The organism is Actinokineospora spheciospongiae, from assembly GCF_003182415.1.
Classification (GTDB): Bacteria; Actinomycetota; Actinomycetes; order Mycobacteriales; family Pseudonocardiaceae; genus Actinokineospora; species Actinokineospora spheciospongiae.
Genome location: NZ_QHCP01000011.1, coordinates 55967 through 81274, shown reverse-complemented (window position 1 = coordinate 81274; position 25308 = coordinate 55967). Strand labels below are relative to the sequence as shown.

Annotated in this window: 23 protein-coding genes and 2 pseudogenes; 22 read left to right on the top strand and 3 right to left on the bottom strand. The window is 71.9% G+C overall.

All coding sequences use genetic code 11. The features are described 5' to 3' along the window. From folC to DFQ13_RS25380, 10 genes and pseudogenes are all read left to right on the top strand, one after another. On the top strand, window positions 1-1362 hold the full coding sequence (gene folC / locus DFQ13_RS25420; RefSeq protein WP_407643207.1) for a bifunctional tetrahydrofolate synthase/dihydrofolate synthase: 1362 nt from the start codon (window positions 1-3) through the stop codon (window positions 1360-1362). Continuing rightward, window positions 1359-1742, top strand: coding sequence for a DUF4233 domain-containing protein (locus DFQ13_RS25415; protein WP_110081620.1), 384 nt, complete (start codon window positions 1359-1361; stop codon window positions 1740-1742). The genes folC and DFQ13_RS25415 overlap by 4 nt, the downstream gene beginning before the upstream one ends. A gap of 9 nt (window positions 1743-1751) precedes the next feature. After that, window positions 1752-2150 carry a PaaI family thioesterase gene (locus DFQ13_RS25410; protein ID WP_110081619.1) on the top strand — a complete coding sequence of 133 codons (399 nt, stop codon included), beginning with the start codon at window positions 1752-1754 and terminating at the stop codon, window positions 2148-2150. Between the two features lie 63 nt (window positions 2151-2213). Further along, window positions 2214-2951 (top strand): annotated as a pseudogene (locus DFQ13_RS25405) (alkaline phosphatase D family protein); the annotation flags it as partial. A 113-nt stretch (window positions 2952-3064) separates the two neighbouring features. After that, the gene (locus DFQ13_RS33285; protein WP_146241357.1) at window positions 3065-4150 is read left to right on the top strand and encodes a Mic19 family protein; all 1086 of its coding nucleotides are present in this window, start codon (window positions 3065-3067) and stop codon (window positions 4148-4150) included. Window positions 4151-4178: 28 nt separating this feature from the next. Beyond that, window positions 4179-4973: pseudogene (locus tag DFQ13_RS25400) on the top strand (alkaline phosphatase D family protein); the annotation flags it as partial. Between the two features lie 55 nt (window positions 4974-5028). Further along, window positions 5029-5439, top strand: a complete 411-nt coding sequence (ndk, locus tag DFQ13_RS25395) for a nucleoside-diphosphate kinase (protein ID WP_035282394.1) — start codon at window positions 5029-5031, stop codon at window positions 5437-5439. A gap of 129 nt (window positions 5440-5568) precedes the next feature. Next, window positions 5569-6501 carry an ABC transporter ATP-binding protein gene (locus DFQ13_RS25390; protein WP_035282392.1) on the top strand — a complete coding sequence of 311 codons (933 nt, stop codon included), beginning with the start codon at window positions 5569-5571 and terminating at the stop codon, window positions 6499-6501. Next, entirely contained in the window at window positions 6501-7313 is an 813-nt protein-coding gene (locus DFQ13_RS25385; RefSeq protein ID WP_110081617.1) for an ABC transporter permease, read from the top strand. Before DFQ13_RS25390 ends, DFQ13_RS25385 begins: the two co-directional genes overlap by 1 nt. 1 nt (window position 7314) lies before the next feature. Further along, window positions 7315-8142 (top strand): ABC transporter permease, encoded by an 828-nt coding sequence (locus DFQ13_RS25380; RefSeq protein WP_035282388.1) that lies wholly within the window; start codon window positions 7315-7317, stop codon window positions 8140-8142. Here the strand turns inward: DFQ13_RS25380 and DFQ13_RS25375 are convergent. After that, window positions 8139-8840 (bottom strand): tyrosine-protein phosphatase, encoded by a 702-nt coding sequence (locus tag DFQ13_RS25375; RefSeq protein WP_110081616.1) that lies wholly within the window; start codon window positions 8838-8840, stop codon window positions 8139-8141. The two genes, DFQ13_RS25380 and DFQ13_RS25375, sit on opposite strands and share 4 nt — an antisense overlap. Before the next feature lie 49 nt (window positions 8841-8889). Between DFQ13_RS25375 and DFQ13_RS25370 the strand changes: the two genes are divergently transcribed. Next, window positions 8890-10857, top strand: a complete 1968-nt coding sequence (locus DFQ13_RS25370) for a TIGR03960 family B12-binding radical SAM protein (protein ID WP_035282372.1) — start codon at window positions 8890-8892, stop codon at window positions 10855-10857. Continuing rightward, window positions 10854-11303, top strand: a complete 450-nt coding sequence (locus tag DFQ13_RS25365) for a GNAT family N-acetyltransferase (protein ID WP_110081615.1) — start codon at window positions 10854-10856, stop codon at window positions 11301-11303. The genes DFQ13_RS25370 and DFQ13_RS25365 overlap by 4 nt, the downstream gene beginning before the upstream one ends. A gap of 30 nt (window positions 11304-11333) precedes the next feature. On the opposite strand, the gene DFQ13_RS25360 is transcribed toward DFQ13_RS25365, so the two are convergent. After that, the gene (locus DFQ13_RS25360) at window positions 11334-12737 is read right to left on the bottom strand and encodes a S8 family peptidase (RefSeq protein ID WP_233438576.1); all 1404 of its coding nucleotides are present in this window, start codon (window positions 12735-12737) and stop codon (window positions 11334-11336) included. A gap of 220 nt (window positions 12738-12957) precedes the next feature. Here DFQ13_RS25360 and DFQ13_RS25355 point away from each other — a divergent pair, with 220 nt between their 5' ends. The 6 genes from DFQ13_RS25355 to proB all read left to right on the top strand — a co-directional run bounded on the left by DFQ13_RS25355 (window position 12958) and on the right by proB (window position 20192). Beyond that, window positions 12958-13710 carry a TIGR03936 family radical SAM-associated protein gene (locus tag DFQ13_RS25355; protein ID WP_110081614.1) on the top strand — a complete coding sequence of 251 codons (753 nt, stop codon included), beginning with the start codon at window positions 12958-12960 and terminating at the stop codon, window positions 13708-13710. Between the two features lie 189 nt (window positions 13711-13899). Beyond that, on the top strand, window positions 13900-16776 hold the full coding sequence (locus DFQ13_RS25350) for a translation initiation factor IF-2 N-terminal domain-containing protein (RefSeq protein WP_110081613.1): 2877 nt from the start codon (window positions 13900-13902) through the stop codon (window positions 16774-16776). A gap of 184 nt (window positions 16777-16960) precedes the next feature. Further along, window positions 16961-17269 (top strand): 50S ribosomal protein L21, encoded by a 309-nt coding sequence (rplU, locus tag DFQ13_RS25345; protein WP_035282359.1) that lies wholly within the window; start codon window positions 16961-16963, stop codon window positions 17267-17269. A 15-nt stretch (window positions 17270-17284) separates the two neighbouring features. Then, window positions 17285-17545, top strand: coding sequence for a 50S ribosomal protein L27 (gene rpmA, locus DFQ13_RS25340; RefSeq protein ID WP_035282355.1), 261 nt, complete (start codon window positions 17285-17287; stop codon window positions 17543-17545). An 89-nt stretch (window positions 17546-17634) separates the two neighbouring features. Beyond that, a complete protein-coding gene (gene obgE / locus DFQ13_RS25335) occupies window positions 17635-19074 on the top strand; it encodes a GTPase ObgE (RefSeq protein ID WP_110081612.1) in 1440 nt (479 codons plus the stop codon). Between the two features lie 47 nt (window positions 19075-19121). Continuing rightward, complete coding sequence (gene proB / locus DFQ13_RS25330) at window positions 19122-20192, top strand: glutamate 5-kinase (protein WP_219994659.1); 1071 nt, start codon at window positions 19122-19124, stop codon at window positions 20190-20192. A gap of 460 nt (window positions 20193-20652) precedes the next feature. Here proB and DFQ13_RS25325 read toward each other — a convergent pair whose 3' ends face one another. Then, the gene (locus DFQ13_RS25325) at window positions 20653-22743 is read right to left on the bottom strand and encodes a RecQ family ATP-dependent DNA helicase (RefSeq protein ID WP_110081610.1); all 2091 of its coding nucleotides are present in this window, start codon (window positions 22741-22743) and stop codon (window positions 20653-20655) included. A 116-nt stretch (window positions 22744-22859) separates the two neighbouring features. Here DFQ13_RS25325 and nadD point away from each other — a divergent pair, with 116 nt between their 5' ends. From nadD to octT, 4 genes are all read left to right on the top strand, one after another. Continuing rightward, window positions 22860-23450, top strand: coding sequence for a nicotinate-nucleotide adenylyltransferase (gene nadD / locus DFQ13_RS25320; RefSeq protein ID WP_035286050.1), 591 nt, complete (start codon window positions 22860-22862; stop codon window positions 23448-23450). Between the two features lie 96 nt (window positions 23451-23546). Then, window positions 23547-23930 carry a ribosome silencing factor gene (gene rsfS / locus DFQ13_RS25315; RefSeq protein WP_035286048.1) on the top strand — a complete coding sequence of 128 codons (384 nt, stop codon included), beginning with the start codon at window positions 23547-23549 and terminating at the stop codon, window positions 23928-23930. Continuing rightward, a complete protein-coding gene (locus DFQ13_RS25310) occupies window positions 23927-24541 on the top strand; it encodes a histidine phosphatase family protein (protein ID WP_035286046.1) in 615 nt (204 codons plus the stop codon). The genes rsfS and DFQ13_RS25310 overlap by 4 nt, the downstream gene beginning before the upstream one ends. Before the next feature lie 5 nt (window positions 24542-24546). Further along, window positions 24547-25281, top strand: coding sequence for a diglucosylglycerate octanoyltransferase (gene octT, locus DFQ13_RS25305; RefSeq protein ID WP_110081609.1), 735 nt, complete (start codon window positions 24547-24549; stop codon window positions 25279-25281). The last annotated feature ends 27 nt before the right edge of the window (window positions 25282-25308 follow it).

The window sequence follows — 25308 nt, the reverse complement described above, 5'->3', positions numbered from 1 at the left end:
GTGATCGACCCCGGGGTGCTCGAGGACCTGCGCCAGGTCGAGTCCGAACTGGACGCGCGGTGGTCCGAGGACCGGATCGAGCCCTCGCTCGACCGCATCCGCGCGCTGCTCGACCTGCTCGCCGACCCGCAGACCGCCTACCCGGTGGTCCAGGTCGCGGGCACCAACGGCAAGACGTCGGTCACCCGCATGGTCGACGCGCTGATGACCGCCCTCGGCGTGCGCACCGGGCGGTTCACCAGCCCGCACCTGCAACTGGTCACCGAGCGGATCAGCCTCGACAACGCGCCCATCGACCCGGCCCGCTACGTCGAGGTCTACCGCGACGTCGAGCCGTACCTGGCGATGGTCGACAACGCCGGGGACATCCGGCTGAGCAAGTTCGAGGTGCTCACCGCCATGGCCTTCGCCGCCTTCGCCGACACCCCGGTCGACGTGGCCGTGGTCGAGACCGGCATGGGCGGCGGCTGGGACGCCACCACCGCCGCCGACGCGCGGATCGCGGTGATCACCCCGATCGGCCTCGACCACGTCGACCGGCTCGGCCCCGACCTGGTCTCGATCGCCCGGGAGAAGGCGGGGATCATCAAGCCCGGTTCGATCGCCCTGCTGGCCGAGCAGGACACCGAGGCGGCCAAGGTGCTGCTGGAGCGCGCCACCGAGGTCGACGCCACGGTCGCCCGCCAGGGCCTGGAGTTCGGCGTCCTGCGGCGCGACGTGGCCGTGGGTGGGCAGGTGCTGCGGTTGCAGGGCCTCGGCGGGGTCTACGACGAGGTCTTCCTGCCCCTGCACGGCGCCCACCAGGCGGCCAACGCGGCACTCGCCCTGGCCGCGGTGGAGGCGTTCTTCGGCGCGGGCGCGCAGAAGCAGCTCGACGTCGACGCCATCCGCCACGGCTTCGCCTCGGTCACCACCCCCGGGCGGCTGGAGCGGGTCCGGATGGCACCCAGCGTGTTCGTCGACGCCGCGCACAACCCCGACGGCGCGAAGGCCCTGGCCGCCGCGCTGGACGAGGAGTTCGGCTTCCGCAAGCTCGTCGGCGTCGTCGCGGTCCTGTCGGACAAGGACGCCGAGGGCATCCTCACCCCCCTCGAACCGGTGCTCAGCGAGGTGGTCGTCACCACCAACTCCTCGCAGCGCGCCATGGACCCCGACCGCCTCGCCGAGATCGCCACCGACGTCTTCGGCGACGAGCGCGTCACCGTCGCCGCGGGCCTCGTCGACGCCATCGAGCGGGCCGTCGCCCTGGCCGAGGAGAGCGACGACCCGAGCGAGACGATGTCCGGGGTGGGCGTGATCGCCACCGGGTCGGTCGTCACCGCGGGCGAGGTCCGCGCCCTGTTCGGGAAGGAACCGGCATGAGCGAGCAGGACCCGCCCCCCGCCCTGGTGGACCCGATGAAGGGCTTCCGCGGCGTCACGTCGGCCATGTTCATCCTCGAGGCGATCGTGGTGCTGCTGGCGCTGCTGGTCGTCGCCAAGGACGACACCATCAGCACCGGGCAGGGCTGGTTCGTCGGCCTGATCGCGCTCGCCCTGGTGCTCGGCTGCGCCCTGGTCGCCCGCCCGTGGATCACCTGGGTGGTCGCGGGCCTGCACGTGGCCCTCATCGCCTGCTTCCTCTTCCTGCCCACCCTCGGCATCGTCGGCGTCCTGTTCGCCGCCGCCTGGGGCTGGATGTTCTGGGCCCGCAACGACGTCCGCAAGCGGATGGCCGAGGGAACCCTGCGCAGCCAGCAGTAACCTGGCGCCATGACGCCGGAACAGTTGACGCAGTCGATGCCCTTCGCCGCGGCCAGCGGGGTCGAGATCACCTCCGCCACCCCGGCGGAGGTCCGCGCCCGCCTCGACTGGGCACCCGACCGCTGCACCCTCGGCGGTGCCCTGCACGGCGGCGCGCTGATGACCCTGGCCGACAGCGCGGGCGCGGTCGCGGCGTTCCTCAACCTGCCCGAGGGCGCGTCGGGCACCTCGACCGTGGAGAGCAAGACCAACCTGTTCGGCGGCGTCCGCACCGGCCACGTCGAAGCGGTCGCCAAGCCCCTGCACGTCGGCCGCACCACGATCGTCGTGCAGACCGACCTGTTCGACGCGGCGGGCAAGCGGGTCGCGCAGACCACGCAGACGCAGGTGGTGCTCCAGCCCCGCTGAAGCGTCACCCCCGCGTCGCCCGGCGTTGGCCGGGGCGTCGGACTGCTCGCCTAGACACCGCACATGGAAATCTCCCGGCGCACCCTGCTGCGCGCGAGCGGTCTGTCCGTGGCGGCCGGGGTCGCCGCCCCCGGGATCGCGTTCGCGGTCCCGAAGGACCGCCCGGTCCTCACCCACGGCGTGCAGACCGGCGACGTCACCACCGACGGCGCCGTCGTCTGGACCCGCGCCGACCGCCCCGCCCGGATGCTGGTCGAGGTCGCGGGCAACCCCGACTTCCGGAACGCCCGCACCCTGCGCGGCCCGCTGCTGACCCCCGCCACCGACGGCACCGGCCGCCTCCGCCTCACCCACCTGCCCGCCGGACGCGAGGTCCACTACCGAGTCCGCGCCGAAGACCTCGACGGCCGCACCACCAGCGCCCCGCTCACCGGTTCCTTCCGCACCGCCCCGCAGGGCCGCGCCGACGTCCGCTTCACCTGGTCCGGCGACGTCGTCGGCCAGGGCTGGGGCATCAACCCCGACCTCGGCGGCCTCACCGCCTACCGCGCCATGGCCGCCCGCGACCCCCACTTCTTCCTGCACAGCGGCGACACCGTCTACTCCGACGGCCCCCTCGTCGAGCGCGTGACCCTCCCCGACGGCCGGATCTGGCGCAACCTGGTCACCCCGGCCAAGTCCAAGGTCGCCGAAACCCTCGACGAGTACCGAGGCCAGTTCGCCTACAACCTCCTCGACGACAACGTGCGCGCCTTCGCCGCGAAGGCGCCCACCGTGGCGCAGTGGGACGACCACCACGTGTGCCAGCAAACAACATTGTACCAACCCCATGCCGCTCGAGCGCTTGTGTAACTTTCAGATCAGCGCTCGCTGGGCACTATCCGTGGCACACTCAAGATGATTCTATAGGTTATGTGTGGACACAGATCGAGCGCTGGAGTTGGGTTGCGAGCATCCTAGGGGCGCTGCTCGCCTTTGCCGCCTATACCTGGTCGAAACGCAGCGGCGCACAAGCCGAAAAGAATAGGAAAGCCGCCGAGAGTCTTCAAGTCGAACTGCTAGAGGAAGTGAAAAAACTCCGGAAAAGTGAATCCGAAGCTCTCTTCGATGCGCAATCGAATCTAAATAGCACACCTCAAGGCCAGACCCTTTCGAGTCAACACGACCTTCCAAACGATGAAAATTTGGCGCAATCTCTTAAAAAAGTGGAAGACCTGCAAGTATCCCTAAATTCGGTCAAATCTAACACTGCTCGAAGTGAAATAAAGGCGCGCAAGACCGGGAATCTCAGCCTCGGAGTATCTGCCGCAATTCTTCTCCTATTTGGCATTTTTGCTACCGTAAACCACGCACTCATGACTACCGTGATGGTCGGCTTCGCCGATCGGATACTAGACCTCGTTTCCAAGATCAATCTATCTCTTACGATTTCATGGATTATCTCGTACGCGTTAATGGGCGCACTGGTTGCTCTTATCTCATTTCCTGTCGTCAAACAGTTGCATTCACAAATCGAAAAGTGGAGTTCCGATCGCACGGAGACAGTAGGCACGGGAAGTATCCTGTTCTTCGGAATCGCGCTCACCATTTTCGCAATAGCCTTCTTAGTATCGAATCCACTGTCGGGCGACGCGGCGGTAGCATACTTTATGCAATGGCCATTTGAATCGTACAACGCTGCGCACAAAATGAACCTGTTTGGAGCCGACCTTTTCCCCGTGGGAGACCATGAAGAAAGAAATTTTGGAAGCTCTATTCTGGTTACGCTGCCCCTGGGCATGGCGGTTTGCGTGCTACGAGCAAAACTACGCGGTTGGCTCAAATTCATTTCGGGCAATGAAAACTGGCTTATAAGCGGAAAAATTGTAACCGTCTGGATGTATATAGTAGTAATTGCTGCCGTCGCAAGGCCGAACGTAATTTTGCTAATTTTCATTGCGGCGTATTATGTCGTCATTAACCGCCTTGTGCGCACGGAAGCCAAGAAATACATGGCATAGAGCATCTTCTATTGCGATCGCGCGGTATGACCACGAGGTGACCAACAACTGGTACCCCGGCGAGATCCTGGACCTGCCGCAGTACACCGAGAAGCGGGTCGACGTGCTGGCCGCGCGGGCGGCGCGGGCGTTCCACGAGTGGCAGCCCGTCGACCGGCGCCGGGCCGTCGACGGGCGGGTGTACCGCAGCTTCTCCCACGGTGCGCACGTCGAGGTGTTCGTGCTGGACATGCGGACCTACAAGGACGCGAACACCGCGCCCCGCGACGGCGTCGGGCGCGTCCTGGGCGACCGGCAGGCGCGCTGGCTGGTCGACGGCCTCAGCCGCAGCCGGGCCACCTGGAAGATCGTCGCCAACGACCTGCCGGTCGGGCTCACCGTGCCGGACGGGGCGGGCATCGAGGGGGTGGCCAACGGGCTGCCGGGGGCGCCGGGCGGCCGGGAGCACGAACTGGCATGGGTGCTGCGCTCGCTGGCCCGGCGGCGGGTGCGCAACGTCGTCTGGCTGACCGCGGACGTGCACTACACCGCCGCGCACCACTACTCGCCGGACCGGGCCGCAGTGGGCGACTTCGACCCGTTCTGGGAGTTCGTGTCCGGGCCGCTGCACGCGGGCGCGTTCGGGCCCAACGCGCTGGACCCGACGTTCGGGCCGGAGGCGGTGTTCGTGCACGCCCCGCCCGCGGCGAACACCTCCCCGATGGACGGTTTCCAGCACTTCGGCGAGGTGAACGTGGACGGCCGCAGCGGTGAGCTGACCGTCGACCTGCGCGACGGGACCGGTGCCGCGCTGTGGTCGAGGACCTTGCGGCCGCAGTGCTGACCGGCCGGGTTACCCTGCTCACACAATTCTTCCCCACTAAGGAGTTCGGAACGCCGTGAGTGAGCGCACGCTGGTCCTGGTCAAGCCCGACGGTGTGAGCCGCGGTCTGGTCGGCGAGGTCATCTCCCGCATCGAGCGCAAGGGGCTGACCCTGGCCGCGCTGGAGCTGCGCTCGGTCGAGCGCGCCGTCGCCGAGCAGCACTACGCCGAGCACGACGGCAAGCCGTTCTTCGAGTCGCTGCTGGAGTTCATCACCTCCGGCAAGGTGGCCGCGATCGTGGCCGAGGGCGAGAACGCCATCGCCGCGTTCCGCCAGCTCGCGGGCGGCACCCACCCGGTGGAGAAGGCCACCCCGGGCACCATCCGCGGCGACTTCGGCCTGGAGGTCCAGTACAACCTGGTGCACGGTTCGGACTCCCCGGAGTCCGCCGAGCGCGAGATCAAGATCTGGTTCCCCGCGCTGTAGCCCCCGCACCCCCGACCGGCCCGGAATCCCCGCGATTCCGGGCCGGTCGGCGTTTCCGGGACGAGAACGTCCACCGACCGCGCCGGAACCCGGGAGAAATTGTCGTGCCCCCCGTTTAGGGTCTGGGGTGTGGCGGGCGACGGTGCGCTGGTGCGGGCGCGGGGACTGGGCAAGCGGTTCGGGGACTTCGAGGCGGTCCGGGGCATCGACCTGGAGGTGCGTCCCGGGGAGGCGTTCGGCTTCCTCGGCCCCAACGGGGCGGGCAAGTCCTCCACGATGCGGATGATCTCCTGCGTGTCCCCGCGCACCGGGGGTGAGCTGACCGTCCTGGGGATGGACCCGGACCGGGCGGGGCCGCGCATCCGGGCCCGGCTCGGTGTGGTGCCGCAGCAGGACAACCTCGACACCGAGCTGACCGTGCGGCAGAACCTGCACGTCTACGGCCGCTACTTCGGGTTGTCCAAGGCGCACGTGCGGGCCAGGGCCGAGGAGCTGCTGGACTTCGCCCAGCTCACCGAACGCGCCGACGACGAGGTCGAACCGCTCTCCGGCGGCATGAAGCGGCGGCTGACCATCGCCCGCTCGCTGATCAACGACCCCGAGCTGCTGCTGCTCGACGAGCCGACGACCGGGCTCGACCCGCAGGCCAGGCACCTGCTCTGGGACCGGCTGTTCCGGCTCAAGCAGCAGGGCGTCACGCTCATCGTCACCACCCACTACATGGACGAGGCCGAGCAGCTCTGCGACCGGCTGGTGGTCATGGACGGCGGCCGGATCGTGGCCGAGGGCAGCCCCGGCGAGCTGATCTCCCGCCACGCCACCCGCGAGGTGCTGGAACTGCGCTTCGCCCCCGGCGCCCAGGCCGCCGCCGAGCCCAGCGTCGTCGACCTGGCCGAGCGCGTCGAGGTGCTGCCCGACCGGCTCCTGCTCTACACCGGCGACGGGGAGTCCGCGCTCAAGGCCGCGCACGACCGGGGTGTCGTCCCGGTGTCCAGCCTGGTCCGCCGCGCCACGCTGGAGGATGTCTTCCTCCGCCTCACCGGCCGAACGCTGGTGGACTGATGACCACCACCGGTCAACGCCCCACCGGCACCGTGCCCGGTCCGGCGCGGGCGGCGCTGCTGGTCGTCGAGGGCCTGTGGGCCTGGTACCGGCGCAACTGGCGCTCCACGGTCATCTCCACGCTGGTCCAACCGGTGCTGTTCCTGGTCGCGCTCGGCATCGGTTTCGGTTCCCAGGTCGAACCGGGTCCGGCCACCGGGGGGCTCCCGTACGTGCAGTTCCTGGCCCCGGCGCTGCTGGCCGCCACCCTCATGCAGACGGCGACCTTCGAGTCCACGTACCCGATCCTGTCCGCGTTCAAGTGGCAGCGCACCTACTGGGCGGTCGTCGCCACCCCGATCAGCGCCGCCCAACTGCTCGCCGGGCAGCTCACCTGGCTGGCGGCCCGGCTGGCGTTCACCGCGGTCGGGTTCCTGGCCGTGGCCGCCGCCCTGGGCGCGGTCGCCGGGCCCGGGTTCCTGCTCGCCGTGGTGTTCTCCCTGCTCACCGGCCTGGCGTGCGGGGCGCCGATCGTCGCCTACGCGGCCACGATCGAGTCCGAGGGCCAGCAGTTCAACGTCATCTTCCGGTTCATCGTGCTGCCGATGATGATGTTCTCCGGCACGTTCTTCCCGGTCGAGCAGTTGCCGGGGTGGGTGCAGCCGGTGGTGTGGTTGACCCCGCTGTGGCACGGCACCGAGCTGTGCCGGGGCGTCACCCTGGGCACCCTCGGCGCGTTGCCCGCCCTCGGCCACCTGCTGTACCTGCTCGCCCTCCTCGTGGTGGGCGCGTACCTGGCCCGCCGCAACTTCGTCCGCAGGCTGGAGGTCTGAGGTGACGACCACCGCCCCGCCGCCGTCGAGCGGCCTGCTGCTGCGCGTGCTCCCCACCGGCCTGTACGCGGGCCGGGCCCGGGTGCTGGTCGAGCGCTCGCTGCTGGTCAACCGGCGCGCCTGGCTGGCCCTGTTCTCCGGTTTCTTCGAGCCGCTGTTCTACCTGTTCGGCCTGGGTTTCGGCTTCGCGCAGCTCGTCGGCGACGTGGTGGGCCCCAGCGGCCAGCCGGTCAGCTACGTCGCCTTCGTCGCCCCCGCCCTGATGGCCGCCGCGGCCATGAACGGCGCGGTGTACGACGCCACCTTCAACATCTTCTTCAAGTTCAAGTACGCCAAGCTCTACGACGCCATGCTCGCCACCCCGCTGGGCCCGCTCGACGTGGCGATCGGCGAGATCGCCTGGGCGCTGATCCGCGGCGCGCTCTACTCGGCGGGCTTCCTCGCGGTCATGCTCGGCATGGGCCTGCTGACCTCCCCGTGGGCCCTGCTGGCGCTGCCCGCGTCCGTGCTGGTGGCGTTCGCGTTCGCCGCCATCGGCATGGCCGCCACCACGTTCATGCGCTCCTGGCAGGACTTCGACCTGGTCCAGCTTGCCCTGACGCCGATGTTCCTGTTCTCCACCACCTTCTTCCCGCTCTCGGTCTACCCGGAGCCGTTGCAGGTGGCGGTCCAGTGCTTCCCGCTCTACCACGCCATCGAGGTCATGCGGGCCCTCACCATGGGCGACGTGGACCTGTCCCTGCTCGGTCACCTGTCGTACTTCGTGGTGATGGCCGCCGTCGGCACGGTGGTCGCCTCCCGCAGGCTGGGCAAGCTCCTGCTGTCCTAGGTGAGCCGCGCCCGCAGCGCCTCCAGGTCGGCCGCCGCCACCCCGGCGGCCAGCAGGTAGGCCTCCGCGTCGAAGCCGTCGAGGAGGTCCAGGACGGTCCGGGTGGTCGTCGTGCCGCGCTCGGCGAGCAGGTTGGCGATGAACGGGCCGTGGTCGTCGCGGCCCTCGGCGGCGAACAGCTCCCGCAGCGCGGTCGTCGACAGGTCGTAGTCCGCGGCGACGGCCTCCGGTTCGACCCCGACCAGCGACAGCAGCAGCAGGGCCACCAGCCCGGTCCGGTCCCGGCCGATCGCGCAGTGGAACAGCACCCCCGGCTCGGCCGCGGCCAGCGCGGTGAACGCCGCCGCGCACCGCCCGGCCTTGGCGGCCAGGAACGGCCGGTAGTACAGCGGCGTCCCGTGCAGGCCGCCCGCCCGGATCTGCGCCCAGAACGCCGCGTCCGGGGTGTCGTCCAGGTCCACGTGCGCGACCGCGATGCCCTCGGGGGCCGCCACCGCCCCGGCCGTCGACCGCAGGTCGAGCACAGTGCGCACCCCCGCCGCCTTGGCCGCCCGCCACCCCTCAGCGGTGGCGCCGCCGGGGTCGGCCGACCGCACGAACGCGCCGAACCTCGTGGTCCCGCCCCCGCTCAGCGGCAGTCCGCCCAGGTCGCGGGTGTTGTGGAAACCCGCCCAGTCCCGAGTCCGCCCGTCCCCCACGCCTCGCCCTCCGTTCGCCGGTCCCGAACACCGTCTACCCTGGTTCGCTGTGAGCGTCGAGTCCGTTTTCCCCCAGCTTGAGCCCCTCCTGCCCCGGATCTCCAAGCCGGTGCAGTACGTCGGCGGGGAGCTGAACGCCACCGTCAAGGAGTGGGACAGCACCACCGTCCGGTGGGCGCTGATGTACCCGGACGCCTACGAGGTCGGGCTGCCCAACCAGGGCGTCATGATCCTCTACGAGGTGCTCAACGAGATCCCGGACGTCCTGGCCGAGCGCACCTACGCGGTCTGGCCGGACCTGGAGGCGCTCATGCGGGAACACGGCGTCCCGCAGTTCACCGTCGACGGGCACCGCCCGCTCGGCGCGTTCGACGTGCTCGGCGTCAGCTTCTCCACCGAGCTGGGCTACACGAACATGCTCACCTCCCTCGACCTGGCGGGCATCCCGCTGCGCGCCGCCGACCGCACCGGGGACCACCCCGTGGTGCTCGCGGGCGGGCACGCGTCGTTCAACCCCGAGCCCATCGCCGACTTCATCGACGCCGCCGTGCTCGGCGACGGCGAGGAGGCCGTCGGGGAGATCACCGACATCATCCGCGCGTGGAAGGCCGAGGGCCGCCCCGGCGGGCGCGACGAACTGCTGACCCGCATGGCCGAGACCGGCGGCGTCTACATCCCGCGCTTCTACGACGTGTCCTACCGCGAGGACGGCCACATCGACTCCTACGCCCCCAACCGCGAGCGCGTTCCGGCCACGGTGGCGAAGAGGACCACGATGGACCTCGACGCGTGGCCGTACCCGAAGAAGCCCCTCGTGCCGCTGGCCGAGAGCGTGCACGAGCGGATGAGCGTGGAGATCTTCCGCGGCTGCACCCGCGGCTGCCGGTTCTGCCAGGCCGGGATGATCACCCGCCCGGTGCGCGAGCGGTCCGTCGAGGGCATCGGCGCGATGATCCAGACCGGTCTGGAGAACAGCGGCTTCGAGGAGGTCGGCCTGCTCTCGCTCTCCAGCGCCGACCACTCCGAGATCGGCCCGCTCACCAAGCAGCTCGCCGACCGCTACGAGGGCACCAACACCGGCCTGTCGCTGCCCTCGACCAGGGTCGACGCGTTCAACATCGACCTGGCCAACGAGCTGTCCCGCAACGGCCGCCGCTCCGGGCTCACCTTCGCCCCCGAGGGCGGCAGCGAGCGCATCCGCCGCGTCATCAACAAGATGGTGTCCGAAGAGGACCTGATCAAGACCGTCAGCGCCGCCTACGCCAACGGCTGGCGGCAGGTGAAGCTGTACTTCATGTGCGGGCTGCCCACCGAGACCGACGAGGACGTCCTGCAGATCGCGGAGATGGCCAAGAACGTCATCCGCGCGGGCAGGCAGGCCAGCGGCCGCAAGGACATCCGCTGCACCGTCTCCATTGGCGGGTTCGTGCCCAAGCCGCACACCCCGTTCCAGTGGGCCGCGCAGTGCGACCCGGACACGGTGGACGACCGGTTGCGCAAGCTGCGCGCGGCGGTCAACTCCGACTCCGACCGCAGCCTGGGCCGCAACATCGGGATGCGCTACCACGACGGCAAGCCCAGCCTGGTCGAGGGACTGCTCTCCCGCGGCGACCGCCGGGTCGGGCGGGTCATCGAGCGGGTGTGGCGCGAGGGCGGCCGGTTCGACGGCTGGAGCGAGCACTTCTCCTACGAGCGCTGGACCTCCGGCGCCGCCGCCGAGCTGGAGCCCCTCGGCGTCTCGCTGGACTGGTTCACCACCCGCGAGCGCACCGAGGCCGAGGTCCTGCCCTGGGACCACCTGGACTCCGGCCTGGACAAGGAGTGGCTCTGGGACGACTGGCAGGACGCGCTGGACTCCCGCGAGCAGGACGACTGCCGCTGGACCCCGTGCTTCGACTGCGGCGTCTGCCCGGCCATGGGCACCGACATCGAGATCGGCCCCACCGGCCGCACGCTCCTGCCGATCAGCCCGGTCGGCGTCGGTTCCCCGGTCCAGAACCCCTCACTGATCCGATGAAGGTCCGCCGCGCCGGGGAAGCCGACACGGCTTCCCTGGCCGCGCTGCGGCGGGCCTGGACCGAGGAGGACCGCGGCCCGGTCGACGACCCCGGCTTCGACGCCGCGTTCGCCGACTGGCTCGCCGCCGAGTGGCACCACCGCGCGTTCTGGCTGGCCTTCGACGGCGAGACGCCGGTGGGCTCGATGAACATGCTCGAATTCACCCGGATGCCCAAGCCGGGCGCTCCCGCGAGCCGGTGGGGCCACATCGGCAACGCCTACGTCGCCCCCGGCCACCGCGACCGGGGGATCGGCGCGGAGATGCTGGCCGCGGCGCTGGCCCACGCCGACGCCGAGGGGTACGCGCGGGTCGTGCTGAGCCCCACCGAGCGGTCCGTCCCGTTCTACGGCAGGCACGGCTTCGCCCCGGCGACCTCGCTGCTGCTGCGGCTCCCGCCCGGCTGAGCGGTCGGCCGACCGCCGCGGGCGCGTCGACTAGTCGACCGCCGCCAGCGCGTCGACCATGCCGTGGCCGTAGAAGCTGTTGAACGCCGCGTAGCCCGAGCAGTAGGCGTCCTGCGCGCCGGAACCGTCGAGGTCGTAGTCCGACGGGCACGGGACGGACTCGGCCTGCGCGGTGGCCATCCGGGTGAGCTGCTGCGGCGTGGCCCACGGGTGCCGGGAGGCCAGCAGCGCGACCACCCCGGTCGCGTGCGGGGTCGCCATCGACGTCCCGCAGTCCGTGGCGTAGCCGCCGGGCACCGTGGACAGCACGCAGCGGTCGTCGCGCTCACCACCGGGGGCGGTGACGTCGACCGAACCGAGGCCGTAGGAGCTGTAGCCCGCCTTGAGCCGGTCGGGACCGACCGCGGACACGGTCAGCACCCCGCGCAGCCCGCCCGGCAGCACCTTGCAGCCCGAGTCCAGCACCCGCCTGCCGCCCGCCAGGTCCGAGGCCTCGCCGCGGGGCTCGGCCAGGTCGATCCCGCCGTTGGACGCCGCCGCCACGGTCAGCACCCCGGAGTCGGTCGCGTGCTCCACCGCCCGGCGCACCGCCTCGAAGACCACGTGCTCGGCGCCGCGGTCGCAGGTCAGTTGCCACGGGTCGACGAAGTAGCTGCTGTTGGCCACCCGCACGCCGTGGTCGGCGGCCCACACCAGCCCGCACACCACCGCCTCCGGGAACACCAGGCCGCGGTCGTCGACCACCCGCACCGAGGCCAGCCGCACGCCGGGGGCCACGCCGGTGATGCCCCGGCCGTCGTCCGCGGCGGCGATCAGGCCCGCCACGTGCGTGCCGTGCGTCGAGGTGGTGGGCGCCCAGGCGGCGGGGGAGGGGTCGGCCACCCCGGTGAGGCAGCCCGCCGACGCGGCCGGGTCCACCGCGGCGGCCAGGTCGGGGTGGCTCGCGTCCACCCCGGAGTCCAGCACGCCCACCAGCACGTCCCGGTCGCCGGGGGACACCCGGTGCGCGGCGGGCGCGCCGATCATGTCCATGTCCCACTGCTCACCGGTGCGGTCGGTGTCGGCCACCGGCCCCACCGCCTCCGGCAGCGGCTCCCGCTCGGCCACCTCGCCCACCGCGGCACCCGCGCTGAACGCCCGGTCGCGGCCGATCCGGTCAGCGAAGCGCGAGTCGGCGGAAGTGACGACCGCCACATCGATCGCGTCGTGGAAGACGACCGCGGTCCCGCAGGCCAGGGTCGTCGACACCGAGGCCGCCTCGGCGGTGGTCCCGGGATCGAACAGCACCAGGTAGCGGGCGGTCGGCACGTCGGCGCGGCACGGCACCGCGTCGTCGGGCAACGGGGCCGCGTCCGCTGTGACCTGGGTCAACAGCGCGCTCGCGGCCAGCGTGGCACCGACCGCGGCCGCCGTCGCGCGGCGGGGCAGGAGCACGGTGACCTCCAGGGCTGGACCGCCGGACCTCCTCGGGCACCGGCTGTCGACTCGCCTGCGGACGGTAATCACCACCCCGGACCGAAACAAGCGCGCGGACCGAAATGGGGCTGCCGGTACGGTGCCACCATGCCGCTCCGCGCACCACCGGAGCAGTGCCGCACCACCGTAAGGAGTAGTCCTGAGCCGCCAGGATCAGCCCAACCCCTCGGCGCCGCCGGTGCAGAAGCTGCGCCTGCGCTACGCCAAGCGGGGCAGGCTCCGCTTCACCTCCCACCGCGACGTCGCGCGCGCCTTCGAACGGGCGCTGCGCCGGGCGGGCGTGCCGATGGCCTACTCGCAGGGGTTCAACCCGCACCCCAAGATCTCCTGGATCGGGGCCGCGCCGACCGGGGTGGCCAGCGAGGCCGAGTACGTCGAGCTGCAGGTCGTGCAGGCCCTCGACCCGGACCGGCTGGCCCAGGTGCTCGACGCCGCACTCGCCCCGGGCCTGGACGTGCTGGAGGCCGTGCAGGCCGGACCCGGTGGGCTGGCCGAGCGGATGGAGGCCAGCCGCTGGCGGATCGCCCTGCCGGGCATCGGCGCGCCCGAACTGGCCGCCGCGGTGGACGCGCTGATGGCCACCGAGCACGTCGAGGTGGAACGGCTCACCAAGGACGGCAGGCGGCTGATCGACGCCCGACCTGCGGTGATCTCCGCCGAAGTGGTCGATTCCGCGGAACTCGCGGCGGACTCGCCGGACGCTGTGGGCATCGACATGTCTGATGCGGGGCGTTCGTGTGGGATACTGGTGGTGGTCGTCCGGCAGACAACACCGGCCGTGCGACCCGACGACGTGCTGAGCGCGCTCCGTGTCGTCGCCGCCCTGGAACCGCCGGTGCCCGCGAAGGCGACCCGGATGGCCCAGGGACGGCTTGACGACGGTGGCGGTCTGACCGATCCGCTCGCCCACGACCGGGCGGCGATCGGCTAGTCCGACCGGGGAGACAACAGAGCGCCTCGACCCGTTGTCGAAAGACCTGCCGTCCGCAGGCCGCCGGTCCCATGTCCGGTGGTCGGGGCGGTGAGAGGCGAGGATTCCCGCCGCTTCGCGCGGTGGAAATGACAACGAGGCCCCTGAGCGGCGGCGTCCACACGACGCGCCCGGGGGTGGAGGAGCTACATGTCCGACAAGTCCAGCCCTGCCGGCACCACCGGCGGGGACACAACCACATCCACCGAGGCCGCACTGGCCGAGCTGCCCGCCAAGGTGCGGGTGCACGCGCTCGCCAAGCTGCTCTCGGTCAGCAGCAAGGACGTCATCGCCGCCCTCGCCGACCTCGGCGAGGCGGTGCGCGGCGCGCAGTCCAGCGTGGCCAGGGAGACGGCCCTGCGGGTCGCCGCGGCGCTGACCGGCGACGCCCCCTGGGAGGGCGACGCCCCCGCCGACGAGAACCACGTCGAGCCCGAGGTCGTCGAGGCCGCCGTGGTCGAGACCGCGCTGACCCCCGAACCCGCCCGGCGGATTCCCCCGACCCCGGTGTTCGCCTCGGCCTCCCCGCTGTTCCTGCCGCCCGAGGCCGCCCCGGCCAAGCCCGCGCGGACCCCCCGGCCGGAGCCGGTCGAGGACGAGCCCGCCCCGGTCGAGTCCGATGAGCACTTCGACGACGGCGACGACGACGAGGACGGCTCCGGCAGCCGCCGCCGCCGTCGCGGCCGCCGCGGCCGCGGTCGCGGCAAGGGTGCCGCCGACGACACCGACCAGAACGACTCCGAGCAGCCCGACAAGCCGGAGAAGCCCGCCCGCGCCGAGGCCGAGCAGCCCGCGGACGCCGAGGAACCCGCCGAGTCCGACGCGGACACCGACGGCGACTCCGACGACGACGGCGACTCCGGCGGCAGCCGCCGCCGTCGCCGCCGCAGGCGCCGCAAGGGCGGCGACGACGACAGCGCCACCCACGACGACCCGCCGAACACCGTCGTCCACGTCCGCGAGGCCCGCGAACCGCGTGAGCCCCGCGAACCGCGCGACGAGAAGACCGAGGCGGCCAACGCCCGCGACGAGGTGCGCAGCGTGCGCGGCTCGACCCGGCTGGAGGCCAAGCGCCAGCGCCGCCGCGACGGCCGCGAGGCGGGCCGCAGGCGTGCGCCGATCCTGTCCGAGGCGGAGTTCCTGGCCCGCCGCGAGGCCGTCGACCGCGCCATGGTCGTGCGCGAGCACACCGACCGGATTCAGATCGGCGTGCTCGAGGACGGCGTCCTCGTCGAGCACTTCGTCACCTCCGCGGGCAGCGGCTCGCTGGTCGGCAACGTCTTCCTGGGCCGGGTGCAGAACGTGCTGCCCAGCATGGAGGCCGCCTTCGTCGACATCGGCCGCGGCCGCAACGCCGTGCTCTACGCCGGTGAGGTCGACTGGGACGCCGCCGGGCTGGACGGCAAGGCCCGCAAGATCGAGCAGGCGCTGTCCACCGGCGACAGCGTGCTGGTGCAGGTCACCAAGGACCCGGTGGGCCACAAGGGCGCCAGGCTGACCACCCAGATCAGCCTGCCCGGCCGCTTCCTGGTCTACGTGTCCGGCGGCGGCGCCACCGGCATCTCCCGCAAGCTGCCGGAGAACGAGCGGCGCAGGCTCAAGGACGTGCTCAAGCGCATCGTCCCCGAGGACGCGGGCGTGATCATCCGCACCGCCTCGGAGGGCATCAGCGAGGAGGAGCTCGGCCGCGACGTGCGCCGCCTGCAGGCGCAGTGGCAGGTCATCAAGGAGAAGTCCGACGGCAGCGTCGGCAAGAAGTCCGGCGCGCCGACGCTGCTCTACGAGGAGCCCGACCTGCTGGTCAAGGTCGTCCGCGACCTGTTCACCGAGGACTTCACCTCGCTGGTGGTGCAGGGCGAGACCGCCTGGGAGACCATCGACGCCTACGTCCGCCACGTCGCCCCGGAGCTGCTGGAGCGGGTCCGCCGCCACGTCGGGCCCAAGGACGTCTTCGCCGAGCACCGCATCGACGAGCAGTTGCTCAAGGCGCTCGACCGCAAGGTCTGGCTGCCCTCGGGCGGCTACCTGGTGATCGACCGCACCGAGGCGATGACCGTCATCGACGTCAACACCGGCAAGTACACCGGCTCCGGGGGCAACCTGGAGGAGACGGTCACCCGCAACAACCTGGAGTCGGCCGAGGAGATCGTCCGCCAGCTCCGGCTGCGCGACATCGGCGGCATCATCGTGATCGACTTCATCGACATGGTGCTGGAGTCCAACCGCGACCTGGTGCTGCGCAGGCTGACCGAGTGCCTTGGCCGCGACCGCACCCGCCACCAGGTCGCCGAGGTGACCTCGCTCGGCCTGGTCCAGATGACCCGCAAGCGGGTCGGCACCGGCCTGCTGGAGGCGTTCAGCCACACCTGCGAGCACTGCAAGGGCCGCGGCGTCATGGTCTCCACCGAGCCCAACGTCAAGGCCGCCGCGGGTGGTGGGCAGCCCCAGCAGCCCCCGCAGCCGGAGAAGGGCCAGGGCAACGGCGGCGGTGGCGGCCGCAACCGGAACCGCAACCGCAACGGCGACGGCGACGCGGCCAAGGACTCCAAGGACTCGACCAGGGATGAGGGGCAGAACAACGGCCACCAGTCCGGTCAGTCCAGGGACAACGGCAACCGGGACAACGGCAACCGGGACAACGGCCGTGAGAACGGCCAGCGCGACGGCGGCCACAAGGACAACGGCAGGGACAACGGGCACCGCAACGACCGCGCCAACGGCAGGTCGCAGCGGGCCGCCGCCGCCGCGGCGGACGAGCAGGCCAAGGCCCCCGTCCGCGACGTCCCGGAGGTCGTGAGCGCCCCGGCCGCTGCTCCCGCCCAGCGGGACGGCTCCGAGCCGCTCACGGGCGAGCCTGGCGACCGCAACGGCCACGCGCGGGTGGAGAGCACCACGCCGCTCGACAGCCGCACCGAGGCCGCCCTCGCCGAGCCGGAGCCCGTGTCCGTGCCCGCCGCCCCGCGCAGGCGCGCCCGACGGGCCGCCTCGCGCCCCGCGGGCCCGCCCGTCGGCGGCCCAGAGGCCTGAGGAACCGGGGTCGGACCGGGGAAAGCACCCCCCGGTTTGACCCCGATTCCCGCCGACACGTAACCTGACACACGGCCCTCCCATCGGCGGGCTGTGTCGTGCGAAGCCCGGACCGCGGTCGTTTCCCCCACGGTCGAGGGCGCGCAAGACCCCCATCGTCTAGTAGCAGGAGACTTCCGTCCCGATGTACGCGATCGTCAAGACCGGCGGCAAGCAGTACAAGGTGGCTGTTGGCGACGTCGTCGAGGTCGAGAAGCTCGAGGGCACCCCGGGCGCCGAGCTCAACCTCACGGCCGTCCTCGTGGTCGACGGCACCGACGTCACCACCGACGCGGACGCCCTCGCCAAGGTGTCCGTGACGGGCAAGGTGGTCGAGCAGACCAAGGGCCCCAAGATCCGCATCCACAAGTTCAAGAACAAGACCGGATACCACAAGCGCCAGGGTCACCGCCAGAAGTTGACCCGCGTCGAGGTCACCGGCATCACCAAGTAGAGGGACTGAGCAGACATGGCACACAAGAAGGGTGCATCCAGCTCCCGCAACGGGCGTGACTCGAATGCCCAGTACCTCGGTGTGAAGCGCTACGGCGGCCAGGTCGTCAAGTCCGGCGAGATCCTGATCCGCCAGCGCGGCACCAAGTTCCACCCGGGTGTCAACGTCGGCCGCGGCAAGGACGACACGCTGTTCGCCCTCGCCGCCGGTGCCGTCCAGTTCGGCGCCAAGCGCGGTCGCAAGACCGTGAACATCGTCCCGGTCGAGGCGGCGTAAGCCCGAACCGAGCGGGAAGACCCCACGAGGGGCGGGCTGGAGCTTCATCCGGCCCGCCCCTCGTTTTTTGTCTCTGAGAGGAACCCCAGGTGTCCCGATTCGTCGACCGCGTGGTGATCCACGTCGCCGCGGGCAGTGGCGGCAACGGCTGCGCCTCGGTGCACCGCGAGAAGTACAAGCCCCTCGGCGGCCCCGACGGCGGCAACGGCGGCAACGGCGGCGACGTCGTGCTGGTCGTGGACAGCAACGTCCACACCCTGCTCGACTTCCACTTCCGCCCGCACGCCAGCGCGTCCAACGGCAAGCAGGGCCACGGCGCCAACCGCGACGGCGCCACCGGCGAGGACCTGGAGCTGCACGTCCCCGACGGCACCGTCATCCTCGACCCGGACGGCGAGATCATCGTCGACCTCGTCGGCCACGGCACCCGCTTCGTCGCCGCCCAGGGCGGCCGGGGTGGCCTCGGCAACGCCGCGCTGTCCTCCAAGGCCCGCCGCGCCCCCGGCTTCGCCCTGCTCGGTGAGCCGGGCGAGACCCGCGACCTGGTCCTGGAGCTGCGCTCGGTGGCCGACGCCGGGCTGCTCGGCTTCCCCTCGGCGGGCAAGTCGTCGTTGATCTCGGTGCTGTCGCAGGCCCGCCCGAAGATCGCCGACTACCCGTTCACCACCCTGGTGCCCAACCTCGGGGTGGTCACCGCGGGCGAGTCGATCTACACCATCGCCGACGTGCCCGGCCTGATCCCCGGCGCCAGCCAGGGCAAGGGCCTGGGCCTGGACTTCCTGCGGCACATCGAGCGCTGCTCGGTGCTGGTGCACGTGGTCGACTGCGCCACCTTCGAGGCCGACCGCGACCCGCTGTCGGACATCGACGCGCTGGAGGAGGAGCTGGCCCGCTACACCCCCGCCCTCGGCGGCGACCTCGCCGACCGGCCGCGCCTGGTGGTGCTGAACAAGGTCGACGTGCCCGAGGCCCGGGAGCTGGCCGAGCTGATCCGCCCGGACATCGAGGCCCGCGGCCTGCCGGTGTTCGAGGTCTCCACCGCCACCCGCGAGGGCCTGCGGGAGCTGAGCTTCGCCCTGGCCAAGGTCATCGAGGACGACCGCGCGGCCAAGCCCGCCCCCGAGCCCAGCCGCATCGTGCTGCGCCCCACCGCCGTCGACGACGCGGGCTTCACCGTGGTCGCCGACCCGGAGGAGGAGGGCGCGTTCTTCGTGCACGGCGAGCGCCCCGCCCGCTGGATTCGGCAGACCGACTTCAACAACACCGAGGCCGTCGGCTACCTGGGCGACCGGTTGGCCCGCCTCGGGGTCGAGGACGCGCTGGCCAAGGCGGGCGCGGTCCCCGGGTGCCCGGTCACCATCGGCGGCGTCACCTTCGACTGGGAGCCCTCCACGCCCGCGGGCATCGCGATGCTCATGCACAACCGCGGCAGCGACCCGCGGCTCGACCTCAACGAGCGCGTCGGCGCCTCGGAGCGCAAGGCCGCCAAGATCGCCCGCCGCACCCGCACCGACGACGAGGACCTGTGACCGTCGCGGGCTCCCCCACCCGGGCCGCCATCGCGGCGGCCCGGGTCATGGTGGTCAAGGTCGGCTCGTCGTCGCTGACCACCGCCGAGGGCGGGCTCGACCCGGCCCGGCTCGACGCGCTGGTGGACGCCTTGGCGGCCAGGCTCGCCGCGGGCAGCCAGGTCATCCTGGTGTCCTCGGGCGCCATCGCGGCGGGCCTGGCGCCGCTGGGCATCGCCCGCCGCCCCCGCGACCTGGCGACCCAGCAGGCCGCCGCCAGCGTCGGCCAGATCCTCCTGGCGCACGCGTACGTGGAATCCTTCGCCCGCTACTCCCTCCAGGTCGGCCAAGTCCTGCTCACCGCGGACGACGTGGTCCGCCGCTCGCACTACCGCAACGCCCAGCGCACCCTGTCCCGCCTGCTGGCCCTCGGCGCGGTCCCGGTCGTCAACGAGAACGACACCGTGGCCACCGAGGAGATCCGCTTCGGCGACAACGACCGCCTGGCCGCCCTCGTCGCCCACCTCGTCGGCGCCGACGCCCTGATCCTCCTGTCCGATGTGGACGCCCTCTACGACGGCGACCCCCGCCTCGGCGCCGCCCGCCGGATCGACGAGGTGGCCGGCGAGTCCGATGTGGACGGTGTGCGGGCGGGCAGCACCGGCGCCTCCGGCCTCGGAACCGGCGGCATGGCCTCAAAACTGGCCGCCGCCCGCCTCGCCTCAGCCGCGGGCGTCCCGGTCCTGCTCACCTCCGCCGCCCAGGCCAAAGCGGCCCTTGGCGCGGCCGACGTCGGCACCGCCTTCGCCGCGGGCGACCGCCGCCTCACCTCCCGCCGCTTCTGGCTCGGCTACGCCGCGGACACCAAGGGCACCCTCACCCTCGACGACGGCGCCGTCGCGGCCGTGGTCACCCGCCGCCGCTCCCTCCTGGCCGCGGGCATCACCACCACCACCGGCGACTTCGTCGCGGGCGACGTCCTGGAACTGCGGAACACCAGCGGTGTCACCGTCGCCCGCGGCATCACCAACTTCGACTCCGCCGAACTCCCCGCCCTCCTGGGCCACTCCACCCAAGACCTCCCCCTGGACCAACGCCGCGAAGTGGTCCACGCCGACGACCTCGTCCCCCTGATCTAGCCCCGCCCCGACCCCGGTCGGCCACCCCATGCCCCGCAAGGCCGGTCACCACCCCGAAGCCCACCACCCGGCCAGCACCGCCAGCACCGCCATCGACCGCTGGCCCGCCGGTCACACCGGACCCACTGTGCGCAGCCGCCGACCACCCAATGAACCGGCGGCCCGGCTACGGACATGCCCGGGTGGGTGGATGTGCTTGGGTGGGGGAGACGATCATGTGCAAGCCTGCCTGGGCTGTGGGGCATCTCTTCAGCCCCACTCGGTCACACTGGGCGCATGATCGGCGTAGGGGCCCCGCCCAAGCAGATCCACCCACCCGGGCACGCCCCCAAAAATCCCGGGCTTGTAAACCAACGGCACGGCCGAGCAGATCCACCCACCCGGGCACCAGCGACAAAATCCCGAGCTTTGACCGCAGCCACGGCCCAACAGTCACATCACCCCGCGCCACCGCCCCGCATCAACTGGTCGCAGCCAACACAAACGGCAACACCTTCTTCGCCCCAGCCCCGCGCAGCAGGTAAGCGGCGAGAGTGACCGTCCACCCACTGTCCACCCGCTCATCGACCAGCAGAACCGGCCCGTCCGCCTCCGCCACCCGCGCGGCCAACTCCTCCGGCACCCGCAGCGCCTCCCACAGCCGCGCCACCCGGTGCGCGCTGTTGCCCGGCGCCACGGCCCCCGCCACCTCGACCATCCCCAACACGGGCAGCCGTCCGATCGAGGCGATCCGCGCCCCGAAGTCGACCGCCAGGTCCGACGACCCCACCGTCACCACGCCGACCGGTCGCTGCTCCCACCCCCAGCCCGCCAGTACCTGCACGCACCCGCGCATGACGTCGTCCGGCACCGACGTGGCCCCCTCGGCGAACAGCGCCCGCAACCGGTTGCCCCACCCGATGTCGGTCAGCCGCCCGAGCGCCCGCCCCACCTCGGCCACCCGCCCGGTGGCGATCTTGCCGCTCAGCGGGACGTCCAACGCCGACATCCCGGTGGGCCACATCTTCTTCGGCGCGACCTCCACGCCCGGCCGGGCCAGCCGCTCCTCCGCCGCCGCGGACCCGGCTTCCGACACCGCGTCGCTCCACCGCTGCCCGGTGCAGTTGTCGCAGCGGCCGCACGGGGCCGCGTGCGGGTCGTCGAGCTGCCGCAGCAGGAACTCCATCCGGCAGCCGTCGGTGCGCTGGTACTCCAGGATGGCCCGCTGCTCGGCGGTGCGCGCCTCCGCGATCCGCCCGTACCGCTCCCCGTCGTACTCCCACGCCGCCCCGGTGGCCTCCCAGCCGCCGCGCACCCGCCGGACCGCCCCGTCCACGTCGAGCACCTTGAGCACCATCTCCAGCCTGCCCCGGGCCAGGTCGACCATCGGTTCCAGCGCCTGCGTCGACAGCACCCGCCCGGCCCCCTCCAGCGCGGCCAGCACCTCCCGCACCACCGGCTCCGGCGGGAACGCCAGCGAAGCGAAGTACGACCAGATGTCGCGGTCCTCGGTCCCCGGCAGCAGCAGCACGTCCGCCCGCTCGACGCCGCGGCCCGCGCGCCCGATCTGCTGGTAGTAGGAGATCGGCGACTGCGGCGCCCCCACGTGCACCACGAAACCCAGGTCCGGCTTGTCGAAGCCCATGCCCAGCGCCGACGTCGCCACCAGCGCCTTGACCCGGTTGGCCAGCAGGTCGTCCTCGGCCCGCTGCCGCTCGGCGGTGTCGGTGCGCCCGGTGTACGAGGCGACCTCGAACCCGCGCTCGCGCAGGAACGACGCCAGCTCGTCGGCGGCGGCGACGGTCAGCGTGTAGATGATTCCCGATCCGGTGAACTCCCCGAGGTGGTCGGCCAGCCACGCCAGCCGGGCGCGCGCGGTGGGCAGCCGCAGCACCGCCAGCCGCAGGCTCTCCCGGTCCAGCGGCCCGCGCAGCACCAGCGCGTCGTCCTCGGCCAGCCGCAGTTGCTGGGCCACGTCCCGCACCACCCGGTCGTTGGCGGTGGCCGTGGTCGCCAGCACCGGCACCCCCTCGGGCAGCTCGCCCAGCAGCGTCCGCAGCCGCCGGTAGTCCGGCCGGAAGTCGTGGCCCCAGTCGGAGATGCAGTGCGCCTCGTCGACCACCAGCATCCCCGCCGAGGCGGTCAGCTTCGGCAGCACGGTGTCGCGGAAGTCCGGGTTGTTCAGCCGCTCCGGGCTCACCAGCAGCACGTCGACCTCGCCCGAGGCCACCGCGTCCTGCACGTCGTCCCACTCCTCGACGTTCGCCGAGTTGATCGTCCGCGCCCGCACCCCCGCCCGCGCGGCCGCCTCCACCTGGTTGCGCATCAGCGCCAGCAGCGGCGACACGATCACCGTCGGTCCCTCACCCCGCTCCCGCAGCAGCGCCGTCGCCACGAAGTACACAGCGGACTTGCCCCACCCGGTCCGCTGCACCACCAGCGCCCGGCCGCGCCCGGCCACCAGCGCCTCGATGGCCGTCCACTGGTCCTCGCGCAGCCGCGCGCCAGGACCGGCGAGGGCCCGCAGCCGTTCCTCGGCGGTGGCGCGCAGTGCGGTCGTGGTCGTGTTCATGCCCCCTTGGTACCGGACCCGTACGACACGGCCAACTCGTTGTCCACAGGCCCGCCCCGCGATGAGCTGGGCCACACGCCGCGACGGGGTGCCGAACCGGACGTAGGCTCACCCCCATGCGGCGTCGCGTGGGGATCATGGGCGGCACCTTCGACCCGGTGCACCACGGCCACCTCGTGGCCGCCAGCGAGGTGCAGGTCCGGTTCGGGCTGGACGAGGTCGTGTTCGTGCCGACCGGCCAGCCCTGGCAGAAGACCGCGCACGGGGTCAGCGCCGCCGAGGACCGCTACCTGATGACGGTCGTGGCGACCGCCTCCAACCCGCGGTTCTCCGTCAGCCGGGTCGACATCGACCGCGCGGGCGCCACCTACACCGTCGACACCCTGCGCGACCTGCGCGAACGCCTCCCGGACGCGGAACTGTTCTTCATCACCGGCGCCGACGCCCTGGAGCAGATCCTGTCCTGGCACCGGGTCGAGGAGCTGTTCACCCTCGCCCACTTCGTCGGTGTCACCCGCCCGGGGTACACCCTGGGCGACCAGCACCTGCCCAGCGGTTCGGTCACCCTGGTCGAGGTCCCGGCCATGGCGATCTCCTCCACCGACTGCCGCGCGCGGGTCGCCAAGGGCGAGCCGGTCTGGTACCTGGTGCCCGACGGGGTCGTGCAGTACATCTCCAAGCGCGGCCTCTACGCCGATGGCGACTGACCGGCAAGGCCCCGTACCGGTGCTTCCCCGTCGGGCGCCGCGCGCGCCCGGGTACCCTCGCCTGGTTGAGTCCCCAGCAGGATATCGAGGAGAACTGTGACCGCGACGCCCGACGCCCGCGAGCTGGCCCTGGTAGCCGCCAACGCGGCTGCCGACAAGAAGGCCAGTGACGTGCTCGTCCTGGACGTCTCCGATCAGTTGGTGATCACCGACTGCTTCGTCATCGCCTCCGCGAGCAACGAGCGCCAGGTGAACGCGATCGTCGACGGCGTCGAGGAGAAGATGCGCGAGGCCGGGAGCAAGCCGGTCCGCCGCGAGGGCACCCGCGAGGGCCGCTGGGTCCTGCTGGACTTCGTCGACGTGGTGGTGCACGTCCAGCACGCCGAGGAGCGCACGTTCTACAGCCTGGAGCGGCTGTGGAAGGACTGCCCCCGGATCGAGTTCGACCCCGAGCCCCCGGCCGAGGACGGCGCCGAGTGACCCTGCGCAGGGTGGTGCTCTGGCGCCACGGGGAGACCGACTACAACGCCACCGGCCGGATGCAGGGTCACATCGACTCGCACCTGACCGAGACGGGCTGGAACCAGGCGCGGTTCGCCGTTCCCGGCCTGGCCCGGTTCTCCCCGGACGTCATCGTCGCCTCCGACCTGCGCCGCGCCACCGACACCGCCACCGTGTTCAGCGACGCCATCGGGGTGCCGCTGCGGCTGGACAAGCGCTTGCGCGAGACGCACCTCGGGCAGTGGCAGGGCCGCACCGGTGCCGAGATCGACCTGGAGTGGCCCGGTGACCGGGCCCGCTGGCAGACCGACGCCACTTGGGCGCCGCCGGACGGCGAGACCCGCGTCGAGGTCGCCGCCCGGGCCGTCGAGGTGGTCGCCGACCTCGACGAGGGCACCGACGAGACCGCGCTGCTGTGCGCGCACGGCGGCCTCATCACCGCGCTGACCGGGCGGATGCTGGACCTGCCGGTGGAGAACTGGTCGCAGCTCGGCGGCATCAGCAACTGCCACTGGACCGTGCTGGCCCGCCGCCCGAACAGCGGCCCGACCTGGCGGCTGGTCGCGTACAACGCCGGGACGACCAGCTGAACCGCATGTCCCCGACCCTGCTCGTGTTCGGCGACTCGCTGTGCTTCCACGGGCCGCGGGGACCGATGCCCGCCGACGACCCCCGGCTGTGGCCCAACCTGGCCGCCGCGGCGGTCGGCGGCCGCGCCGAGCTGTTCGCCGGGTTCGGCTGGACCGCCCGCGACGCCTACTGGTCGCTGACCGGCGACCCGCGGGTGTGGGCCGTGCTGCCCGACATCGACGTGCTGGTGCTGGCCGTCGGCGGGATGGACACGCTGCCCTCGCCGCTGCCGACCTACCTGCGCCAGGGCATCCGCTACCTGCGCCCGGACGGCCTGCGCCGCCGCGTCCGGAGCGCCTACCTGGCCGCGCAACCGCACCTGGCCCGGCTCACCCGCGGTTGGCCGGTGGTGCTGCCCGCCGCCCAGACCGTGCGCTACCTGGACGACATCGTGGTCGCCGTGCGCGCCCTGCGCCCCACCCTGCCCGTCGTCATCGCCCTGCCCGGTGTCCACCGCGCCGCCTCGTACGGCTACGTCCACACCGCCCGCGACACCGCCGTGGCCGCCATCGAGGCGTGGGCCGAGGAGTCCGGGGTGCCCGCCCTGGACCTGCGCGCCACCATCGGCGACCACGTCCTGGGCGGTCACGGCAACGTCGACGGCCTGCACTGGGGCTGGGAGGGGCACGCGCTGGCGGGCAAGGCCCTGGCCGAACTCGTCGCCCCGCTGCTCGACCCGCGCACGAACCGCGTGTCGTAGGTTCCCGGCGGGTCGGCAACTAGGCTC